Origin of the sequence: Dysgonomonas sp. 511, assembly GCF_010501105.1 — a bacterium.
Classification (GTDB): domain Bacteria; phylum Bacteroidota; class Bacteroidia; order Bacteroidales; family Dysgonomonadaceae; genus Dysgonomonas.
This window is the reverse complement of record NZ_QVMQ01000046.1, coordinates 1-11007: the sequence shown is the minus strand read 5'-3', so window position 1 is coordinate 11007 and position 11007 is coordinate 1. Positions and strand designations below refer to the sequence as shown.

Below are 11007 nucleotides of genomic sequence, written 5' to 3'. Positions count from 1 at the left end.
CACCGGGGTTCCACCTCTTCCCATTCCGAACAGAGAAGTTAAGCCCGGTCGTGCCGATGGTACTGCGTAAAAGTGGGAGAGTAGGTTACCGCCGTTTTTTTTAATATTAAAAGACTCATTAGATAATAATTCTAATGGGTCTTTTTTTTTGTTATAAATATACTATGAAAGAATTTTTTGGAAAGCTAAGAGCTTCAATCGAACTGACGATTATAATAGTCCTCGTAATATGGATTGTTGCCATTGTAGAACATTTATTCCATCTCGATTTCTTCTTCTTGGGTATCTATCCCCGCGAATCTGACGGGCTTATTGGCATTTTGTTCTCCCCCTTTGTGCATGGAAACTGGGAGCATCTTATCGCTAATACATTGCCCTTATTTATATTGCTAGTTGCATTATTCTTCTTCTATGGGCGGAAGTCCGGATATATACTCCCATTATTATGGATAACCTCCGGCATAACGCTATGGCTGGTCGGGCGTCCGGCATGGCATATAGGAGCAAGTTCGGTCATATATGCATTGGCTTCATTCCTCGTATTTGGCGGCATAATTAGCCGTAATATAAAGTTGGTAATAGTCGCTGTTGTAGTTGCTGTTTTATATTGCGGGCTGATATACGGGATGTTTCCCGGAGAAGAAGGCATCTCATGGGAGGGGCATCTGTCAGGCTTCCTTTCCGGTATTTTATGGGCATTTTTATTGAAAAACAGACTAAGGGAAATCAAAAAACAAGCAAAAAAAGAACAATGAAAACAATAGATATAGGTGTAAATCTTATGCGCCGTTTCTAACGCCGAGGAATATGCCCGATAAGCCAAGGGATGGCAGAAACGAGCCTAAATATCTGGTACATATGTTGGAGGAAATAGCCCATGTTTTAGATAGGGATGCGGAAGACCTGACTGATGAAACTTACCGTACTACATGCCGTTTTTTTTATCTGGAGGATTAATTAAATTTGTGTATCCATAATAGATGGAATCGACATGCTTACACTATCTTTGTACATTATTATAAATAAATTGCTATGCCAAAGATTTCTATTATAACTCCTACTTATAACTCCGAAAAAACAATACACGGCACGATAGATGCCCTGTTAAGGCAAACATTTACCGACTTCGAATATATTATTATAGATGGTGTGTCGAAAGATAATACTATCGCGACGATACGCAGTTATATACCCCAATTCGAAGTAAGAGGTATAAATGTAAGGATAATCAGCGAACCTGATAATGGCGTTTACGATGCCATGAATAAGGGCGTCGCTTTGGCTGAAGGCGAACTGGTGGGCATAACCAATTCCGACGACTGGTACGAAGATAATGCATTGGAAGTGATGTGGAATAAGTTTTCCGATGGTAAAACAGACAGACTGAACAGCATGCTTTCGGGAATAGAACGGGTATGGAAAGATGGCAAAGTGTTTAATGTTCATCGCCGGGGAGCTGCTTTCCTTTCGGAAAGTGTACTGCCTCATTCTACATTATTTGTGTCCAAATCCGTGTATAAAAAATACGGGGCATACGATTTGTCGGTGCGGGTATTGGCCGATTACGACTTCATTTGCCGGTGCGTGTCGCAGGGGGTAAATCTGGAAGAAGTAGATGTCGTTGTTTCCAATTTCCTGTTGGGAGGCATATCATCTTCTTTCTTCGACTTCTATGCCGATTACTACATGATACAGCATAAATACGGCTTTATTTCGGATAAGAAATATAAGGAATACAAACTTTCGCTAAAAGTAAAAAAGTTTATCAACATTTTTTCTAAAAGATGGTAATTATATTATTGAAATAATCTTGTTTTTCATACGAAAACGCGACCATTATCAATGCGATTCTTTCTTGTTTTTTAGAAGAAAAATGCGTATATTTGTTAGATTTTTAGACGCAAAACAAGTGGCGGTTATTCGCCTCAAAAATAGAAATATACGAACATGACAGAGAAACAAAAAATTGCAAGTGAGTCTTACTCGGCGCAAAACATTCAGGTGCTTGAAGGTTTGGAGGCCGTAAGGAAAAGGCCGGCAATGTATATCGGTGATATAAGCGAAAAAGGATTACACCATCTGGTATATGAAGTCGTTGACAACTCTATAGATGAAGCACTCGCCGGATTTTGCAACGATATTCAGGTAACTATATACGAAGATAATTCCATATCGGTAAAAGATAACGGGCGTGGTATCCCTGTAGATATTATGCCAAAAGAAAATAAATCGGCACTCGAAGTCGTGTTGACAGTCCTCCACGCCGGAGGTAAGTTCGATAAAGGAACATATAAGGTGTCGGGGGGGCTTCACGGTGTTGGTGTGTCTTGTGTGAATGCCTTATCTACCTATCTAAAGGCCGAGGTGCATAAACAAGGCTATGTTTATGTGCAGGAATATTCTTGCGGAAAGCCACTTACAGGAGTAGAAAAAACAAGGGAGTCGAAAGATACAGGTACTGTTATTACTTTCAAGCCCGATGATACGATATTTGTTGTTACTGAATATAAATATGACACATTGGCTTCGCGTTTGCGCGAACTTGCGTTCCTGAATGCAGGAGTACGCCTGTCGCTTACAGACCAACGCCAGAAGAAAGAAGACGGTTCGTTCCGTAGCGATACATTCTATTCCGAAAAAGGACTGGAAGAATTTGTACGCTATATAGATGCTTCGAAAGAAGCCCTTATCAGCGATGTAATACATATTACTACCGAAAAGCAGGGAACTCCGGTCGAAGTGGCAATGACATACAATACTTCTTACAACGAGAATGTTTATTCATACGTAAATAATATACACACCATAGAAGGTGGTACACACCTTACCGGTTTCCGCCGGGCACTTTCGCGTACATTGAAAAAATATGCGGAAGACACCAAAATGCTCGAAAAAGTAAAGGTGGAAATCAGTGGAGACGACTTTCGCGAAGGACTTACGGCAGTTGTTTCTATCAAGGTTGCCGAACCTCAGTTCGAGGGGCAAACCAAAACAAAATTAGGGAATAATGAAGTTATAGGAGCTGTAGACCAAGCTGTAGGCGAAGCATTAGGTTTTTATCTCGAAGAGCATCCGAAAGAAGCTAAAACTATAGTTGAGAAAGTTATCCTTGCCGCTACAGCCCGTGCCGCAGCTCGCAAGGCTCGCGAAATGGTGCAGCGTAAATCTCCGCTTACAGGAGGTGGGCTGCCGGGAAAACTGGCAGACTGTTCGAGCAAAGACGCATCGAATTGCGAAATATTCCTTGTCGAAGGAGACTCGGCGGGAGGTACAGCCAAACAGGGGCGCGACCGTATGTTTCAGGCTATACTGCCATTGAGAGGTAAGATACTGAATGTGGAAAAAGCCATGCCTCACAAGGTGTTCGAAAGCGATGAAATAAAGAATATATTTACAGCACTGGGCGTAACGATAGGTACGGAAGATGATTCGAAAGAACTGAACCTCGACAAGCTCCGTTATCACAAGGTGGTAATCATGACCGATGCCGACGTAGACGGTAGCCACATTGCTACACTGATACTTACGTTCTTCTTCCGCCATATGAAAGCCCTTCTGGAAAAAGGATATGTATATATAGCAACGCCTCCGTTATACCTCTGCCGTAAAGGAAAGGTGGAAGAATATTGCTGGGACGACCGCCAACGCCGCGCATTTATCGACAAATATGCCGACGGTGACGAGAATGCGATACATACCCAACGCTACAAAGGTCTTGGAGAAATGAACGCTTCGCAGCTATGGGAAACCACTATGAACCCTGAACATCGCACATTGCGCCAGGTGACAATAGAGAATGCAGCCGAAGCCGATCATATTTTCTCTATGCTTATGGGTGAAGATGTAGCGCCTCGCCGCGAATTTATTGAAGAAAACGCCACTTATGCCAAAATAGACGCATAAGCGGTTGATGATATATTGATTGTTTATAAAGAAAAGGAGGGCGGTTATTGAGGTAATGCTCTCCTTTTATGTTTTAACCGGAAAGGGATGGTTGTAGTATTTATATCTTGGATTATCATATCCTTTGTTGTTCTTTCCTTTGGCAGCATGCTCGTACATCTGGTAGGCAAATTGAGCCATCTGGACGAGAAGTATAATGCAATGGATACCTTCCTGCTGGGGACGTGCCTTATAGCTGCTATATTGTCGCTGACATCCCTCTGGCTGCCTTCCAATCACTATATGCTGCTTGCCTTTATCCTTATAGCTGTCATATACTGGATAGTAAATAAAGACCGCTTAAAGGCCTTTATTGCACGGTTCGAAAGAGTGAATAATACCTTTTCGAACAGTCAAAAGCTGTTGCTTGCTATTCCTGTATTTGCACTGCTTATCTATTTGAGTTGGGCTTCGCACGTATTCGATGCAGCATATTACCATTACCAGAATATACACTGGAACGAAGACTATGCCGTAGTTCCCGGACTTGCAAACCTGGAGAGCCGTTTCGGTTTCAATTCCAACTTCCTGCTGGTCAGTGCTATTTTTACGTTTCGCTTTATTTTGGGCGAAGCCATATATACATTCCAGTCCGTGCCCATAGTCCTGCTGATGCTGTGGATATTCGTAGAACTGGTCAGGAGCAATTTCGAAATAAAAAGAGTGGTTCTGCTTATCTTGTTCTTCCTCTTTTTTGCTGTCAATGTAGATTATATCTGCGATTCGTCGACCGATATTATTCCCAATACCTTTGTTTTCTATCTGGCCGCCCGTCTGGTATTATATCCCGATATGTTTCGCGACAGCCGTTTGCTTTATTTTATCATCCCTGTCAGTTTATTTACTTTTAAGGTATCGTCGGCTCCGATATGTATTGTAGCTATAGGCATATTTGTCTGGTTGCTTAAGGAGAAGGATTTCAGGGTGTTTTCGGTGTTTACACTATTGGCTTTGTTGGTTGTTGTTCCCTGGATTATTCGTACAATTATTATTACAGGATATTTATTCTACCCTCTTCCGGAGATAGATGTTTTCTCGTTCGACTGGAAACTCGATAAAGCAGTGGCTGAGTTCGAGTCGTGGAGTTTGCAGGTCTTTGCACATGGCAACTTTCGCGATTTCATCACTTTCCGCTATTTTATGGGCGATGGGTTTATGAATAATAAGTTGTTTATATTGAGCGTATTGATAATGATGGTGATGGTTGCCGCTACCCTTATCTCTCCATTTGGCGTTATTTATAAGACGATAAAGAAAAAATACTTGCCGGCAAGCCATTATTTGATGTATATTGCTTTGTTTGCCTACGCAGTCTATTGGTATGCAATGGCTCCCGATTTCCGTTTTGCCAACGGCGCATTTTTCGGCATGGCTTTCCTGTTGCTGTCTGTATTTGTTTTCACGAAAGATAAATATTGTCCGAAGTTTGGTCGTATTACCCTCATCTTATTTGCATCGTTGATGTTATTGTCTTCTTTCAAAAGGATTTACAATTTCTACAAACTATTATATCCCACATCGGTACTGGAAGGGCGAAAATCTATGTTTTCGGCTCTTTATATGCCATATGGCTCGATAGATCAGGCCGAAGCAAGGCATATCCCTACCCAATTTTCGGAATACCCGATGGGCGATGTCACCATCTATATTACGGCCGATACCATACGGGGATTGGGCGGTTACGACAAGTTGCCGGTTACTTCTCTCGATACATTGAAAGCCCATAGCCGTGGCCCCGATATCAGGACAGTAACTTCGCGCGGACATACTTTGCAGGAGGGGTTTCGCCCAAAGGGGAATGAATGATTACGGGGGATTTTTAAATTTATAAGCAACACTAAACTATGGCATTATCAGACGAAAGAAAACTACTCTTTTCCCTATTGGGCTATGTTTTCGTATTGCAACTTTTTTGTACTGCCATGTCTCCCCTATATCCGATTAACGATTGGGCAGATGTCAATTTGTACTTCAATGTAGGAAAGGCGATGTTCAACGGGCAAACCCTATATACCGAAACATTCGACCACAAAGGTCCGCTTATATTCGTTATATATGGTTTGGGATATCTTATTTCCAATGCTTCGTTCTTCGGTTTGTACATCATACAATCCCTGCTTTGGTTTACGATGGCTGTTGCTGCATTTTATACAGCGAGGCTGTTTCTTGTCAGGGTAAATGCATTTGCCGTAGCTTTGCTGTTTCCTGTATTTATGCTTACACATACAGGTCAGGGCGGTTCGGCAGAAGAGTTTATCGCCATCTTCCAGTGCATCAGCTTATTTGTTTTTATTCGTTACTTCAAAGATAAAGAAGGAGGGCAACACCGTCCGGTCGATATGCTGCTGCACGGCATAATGTTTGCGCTGACATTGTTTACCAAAATAAATCTGGCAATATTCTGGTTTTTCCCTTTGTTGGGGTTGTTCGCATATTTGCTTTATAAAAAAGAAAATAAGAATATATTGCAAAATACAGGAGCATTTATATGCGGTGTAGCAGTCGTAGCCCTGCCTATCAGCCTGTATTTGCTGGTGAATGGGGCACTGAGCGAAGCCTGGGACATCTATATAGTCCTCAACAGGCAGTATGCCAATGTAGGTTCGCCGATGGAGATTGCAGAGCGGATAGCGACGTCTTTCTACCTGCGGCTGCGGTTCGATACGTTCCCATTCCTGCTGATACTGACGGGTGCTATATATTTCCCCGTTAAGTATATTCAGAATACCTTCGGGCGTATTGCTCTTATATTGTCTTTTTTTGCATTGTATTGTGCCATATTCGTTACACCGTCTTTTATTTATTATTATTCCATTCCGTATTATATATATGGGCTGACGGGCTTTATTGTATTGGCGCGTTTCGTCAAAGTAGAGGATAAACGGCGATTTTATATTATATTTGCAGCCGTCGCTCTGATATGGGGTATAGGGCAGAAGAACTTTTTCGGTTATCAGATAAACGAATTATTGGGGAGAAACAAAAAAGAATCTATATTGACTAGATATACAAAGATTGTGGGACAGGAAAAAGACCCTACTTTGCTCAATCTCAATCTCGATTCTTTCAATTCGATATTTACAGGATTGAACATTGTTCCCCACCTGAAATATTCGATGTCTCCTAACCTGGCCTACGATATATATCCCGACATGAGAGACGAGCAGACAAGGTATATAGAAGAAAAACAAGCACATTTTATAATTCTGTCGGAGGGCGGTTACAATTTCGATTATTTCTTCAATCTTCCTGCACTTAGCCGGAATTATACAATCAGACAACAGGAAATGAACGAAGGCGGAAGAACGATGTATTTATATGAAAGAAAAAACTGATAATTCAATTACACAAGGTTCGTTGTATCTTATACCCGTAACACTGGGCGAAACAAGTATAGAAAGGGTTATCCCTCCTTTCAACCGCGAAGTTATACTGCAAATCAAACATTTTATTGTAGAGAATATACGTTCGGCGCGGCGTTTCCTGAAAAAGGTAGACCGTGATATCGACATAGATGCACTTACTTTCTACGAGCTGAATAAGCATACCGACCGCAACCGTCTGGATACTTTCCTACACCCCATAAAAGAAGGTTTTCATATCGGCATCATATCCGAGGCCGGTTGCCCGGCTGTAGCCGATCCGGGAAGCGATATTGTTGCCATAGCCCAAAGCCGGGGCTATCGGGTGGTGCCGCTGGTAGGGCCTTCATCTATTTTGCTTTCGCTTATGGCGTCGGGCTTCAACGGGCAGAGCTTTGCTTTTCAGGGATATTTGCCTGTAGATGCTTCGGAACGTGTAAAGAAAATTAAGCAGCTGGAGAATTGTATCTACCACGATCAGCAGACCCAGATATTTATAGAAACCCCTTACAGGAATCAAAAGCTGGTAGAAGATATCATCCGTAACTGCAAACCGGGCACAAAGCTTTGTATTGCCATGAATATAACCTGCGAAAACGAATACATAAAAACTAAAACGATAAGCCAGTGGCAAAAACAATTGCCCGATATGGCTAAGCAACTCTGCATATTTTTACTGTACAAATAAGGCTGTTTTACTTTTTTTGAGAAAAAATGCAAGCGGGCATAAAAACATTTTGAGGGATAAAAGGTTATAGTTTGTGTCGATCGGTAATCGGTTTCAGTTATCCCCAAAATGTTTTGTGTAATTATATTCCTGGAACTTTATCTATATAAGCCCCCTCGAGGACTTTGGGGCAATGCCGCGGCACGAAAAAAGTAACATTGAAAAAACATGTAAATTGTGTTACTTTTGTTACTTTTTTCGGCTACTGATTTGTAATATATAAAACCACTATAAGATGTCGTTGTATCAGCTTTTCAAAAATATAAAACCTTATGTGTACCCCTATCGCTGGCTGGTAGTGCTTACGCTTATACTCACCTTGATAGGCTCGCTCACTGCACAGGTAAATGCCTGGGTGCTGAGATATACGGTCGACGAAATAAATGGGTTGGTAGAAGCCCACAAAGGGCTGGCTGAAGGGTTGTCGATACTGATAACGATTTCGATCATCCTTATCGGAAAAGAAATAGTCAACTCGTTTATACAATTCGGACAAAAATTCTATGGAGAAAAGCTAAGGATATACGTAGCCAAAGACCTTGCTCAATCCGTTATTGATAAGATACTTACCTACAAACTGGCATTTTACACATCGGGCGGCAACCAGCCCGGCAAATTGCAAACGCGTATCGACAGGGGAGTGGAGAGCCTGACCCGCCTTGTGCAGAACTTCTTTATAGATATCCTGCCCTTGTTTGCCAACTCCATCGTTGCGTTGATAATGATGTTCAATGCCAACTTCTACGTAGGCTTGGTCGGCCTGTGTGTCATACCCATCTATTATGAGGTGAGCCGCAGGCAAGCTGTGAAAATGAGTGGGACAAGGCGCATAATAAGGGAACTAAGAGAGAATAAAAGCCAGGGCATACTAGGCATTCTGGAGTCTATTACAGTTATCAAGTCTTTTATAAGGGAGAATATCGAGAGCGACAAGCAAATGGCGTTGCAAAACAACCTGACCGACGCCCAGATGAAGACCCGCAAACTGAGCTTCCTGTTCGATGGGCTGAAAAGCTTTGTCGAGCAGATTGGAGTCGTACTCATCATCATACTTACTGCCTATCTGGTGCTTACCGGCCAGATGACGATAGGTGCTATCATGTTCCACATCCTTCTGTTCAACAACGTATCGGCGCCTATCCGCCAGTTGCATCGCATCTACGACCAGATGAACGACGCCCTTATATACTCCGAAGGGTTCTTCGATATACTCAATGCCGATCATCAGACAGAAGAATCGGGGGAATATAGACCCGCAGCCATTCATGGGGAATTTAAAATAAGCCATATCAATTTCACTTATCCCGACAATGATGTGCAAACCCTGCATGATATAAATATGGTGATAAAACCCGGGCAGGTGACCGCTCTTGTCGGCTTGTCGGGAGCCGGGAAAAGCACATTGATAAACCTTCTGGACAAATTCTATACTCCCGATTCGGGCGAGATATTGCTCGATGGGGTTTCGCTCGACAAATACGATACAGCTTACTTGCGCGAGAATATAGGGTTGGTTTTGCAGAAAAACCATATATTCAACGGTACGATAGAAGAAAATATCCGTTACGGAAAGCCCGGCGCTACGTTCGAAGAGGTTGTCGAAGCAGCCAAGAAATCATACATCCACGACCAGATCGTAGCTTTCGAAAACGGATACCAGACCTCGGCGTTGGCATTGTCCGGAGGGCAACAACAGAAGATAGCTATAGCGCGTATGTTTTTGAAAAATCCGCCGGTCATCTTCCTCGACGAGCCTACCGCCAGCCTCGATGCAGTGTCTACCGAGCAAATAAAAAACAGCCTCGATGCCATAAAGGTAGACCGTACGGTGATTATCATATCGCACAGTATATCGCAGATTATCGACTCCGACCAGATATATGCAATGAAAGACGGCAGGGTGGTGGAAAGCGGCACTCACGACGAAATATATCACCAGAACGGTACATATAAGGAAATATTCGATGCTATGGCACGCAGCCTGAATATAGACAAGATATCGAAGACCTTGGAATGAAAAATATAGAAGGAGTGCAGGGCGGATGTTTTATTTTCCCTAAAAAAGATGTTTTTATATGAAAAAGGATATATGAGATAAACATTTTATTGTTAAATTGCGTTTTTATTTAATACAAACTGAATTAAAAATCGAAGACTAAAAATGGGAAAATTTGAAATCAAAAAGAGAAAGAACGGAGAGTTCCAGTTCGATCTGAAAGCTACTAACGGACAGGTGATACTTACCAGCGAAGGTTATACTACGAAAGATAACTGCAAAAACGGTATAGAATCGGTAAAGAAAAACAGCCAGATAGAATCGCGTTTCGATAAACTGGAAGCTAAGAACGGCAAACCATACTTCAACCTGAAAGCAAGCAACGGGCAAATAATAGGTACAAGCGAAATGTACGAGAGCGTTGCCGGACGCGATAACGGCATAGCATCGGTAGTGAAAAACGCACCTGATGCGGAGGTGGTAGACCTTACTGTAGAGAAATAGGGAAATAATAAGGTATTTATTTACTTATAGATGTAAAGGCGGAAATTCATAATTTGATTTTCGCTTTTCTTTTGCTATTTTATCCGTATATCTTTATCTTTAGTATGCAGGCGGAGTTATCTGCCGGCGAAAAAGCAACAATGGAAAAACAGCTAAAAGGTGTTACCTTTGTTACTTTTTAGAGAGATACAAGAAACCGGTAGACGAGTTAACGAGTTGGTTTCTGGTAAAATATGAGCTTGTGCCTCATATCTTGTTTACTTGTATCTAAAGAAAAGTAACACTGAAAAAATAGCTAAAAGGTGTTACATGTGTTACTTTTTTTAATGGACCTTTGATTCATTATTGATTGAATACCGATATAAATGATTGATAATAAATTATTGCTGTCCGGTAAAACTCTCTAAAGATAAAAAAATATTGCTCGGCTACTGATTTTCAGCAGTCGAGTTTTGTTTTTCTTATTCCAAGCCCCC

The 11007-nt window shown here is 41.8% G+C and carries 9 protein-coding genes and 1 other annotated feature; all 9 genes read left to right on the top strand.

The genetic code is table 11. The annotated features are described in order from the left end of the window. Positions 1-86 (top strand) — a sequence feature (5S ribosomal RNA rRNA prediction is too short). Between the two features lie 78 nt (positions 87-164). Then, entirely contained in the window at positions 165-755 is a 591-nt protein-coding gene (locus D0T57_RS14460; RefSeq protein WP_163274194.1) for a rhomboid family intramembrane serine protease, read from the top strand. 52 nt (positions 756-807) lie between these two features. Continuing rightward, positions 808-957: a hypothetical protein gene (locus D0T57_RS14455; protein WP_163274193.1), complete on the top strand. Its 150-nt coding sequence runs from the start codon at positions 808-810 to the stop codon at positions 955-957. Between the two features lie 75 nt (positions 958-1032). Then, a complete protein-coding gene (locus tag D0T57_RS14450) occupies positions 1033-1791 on the top strand; it encodes a glycosyltransferase family 2 protein (RefSeq protein ID WP_163274192.1) in 759 nt (252 codons plus the stop codon). A 156-nt stretch (positions 1792-1947) separates the two neighbouring features. Continuing rightward, complete coding sequence (gene gyrB / locus D0T57_RS14445; protein WP_163274191.1) at positions 1948-3903, top strand: DNA topoisomerase (ATP-hydrolyzing) subunit B; 1956 nt, start codon at positions 1948-1950, stop codon at positions 3901-3903. Positions 3904-3990: 87 nt separating this feature from the next. Beyond that, positions 3991-5748 (top strand): hypothetical protein, encoded by a 1758-nt coding sequence (locus tag D0T57_RS14440; RefSeq protein ID WP_163274190.1) that lies wholly within the window; start codon positions 3991-3993, stop codon positions 5746-5748. Positions 5749-5786: 38 nt separating this feature from the next. Next, positions 5787-7277 carry a glycosyltransferase family 39 protein gene (locus D0T57_RS14435; protein WP_163274189.1) on the top strand — a complete coding sequence of 497 codons (1491 nt, stop codon included), beginning with the start codon at positions 5787-5789 and terminating at the stop codon, positions 7275-7277. Next, positions 7261-7992 (top strand): SAM-dependent methyltransferase, encoded by a 732-nt coding sequence (locus D0T57_RS14430; protein WP_163274188.1) that lies wholly within the window; start codon positions 7261-7263, stop codon positions 7990-7992. Before D0T57_RS14435 ends, D0T57_RS14430 begins: the two co-directional genes overlap by 17 nt. A 274-nt stretch (positions 7993-8266) precedes the next feature. Further along, on the top strand, positions 8267-10048 hold the full coding sequence (locus D0T57_RS14425; RefSeq protein ID WP_163274187.1) for an ABC transporter ATP-binding protein: 1782 nt from the start codon (positions 8267-8269) through the stop codon (positions 10046-10048). A gap of 144 nt (positions 10049-10192) precedes the next feature. Further along, on the top strand, positions 10193-10531 hold the full coding sequence (locus D0T57_RS14420; protein ID WP_163274186.1) for a YegP family protein: 339 nt from the start codon (positions 10193-10195) through the stop codon (positions 10529-10531). The last annotated feature ends 476 nt before the right edge of the window (positions 10532-11007 follow it).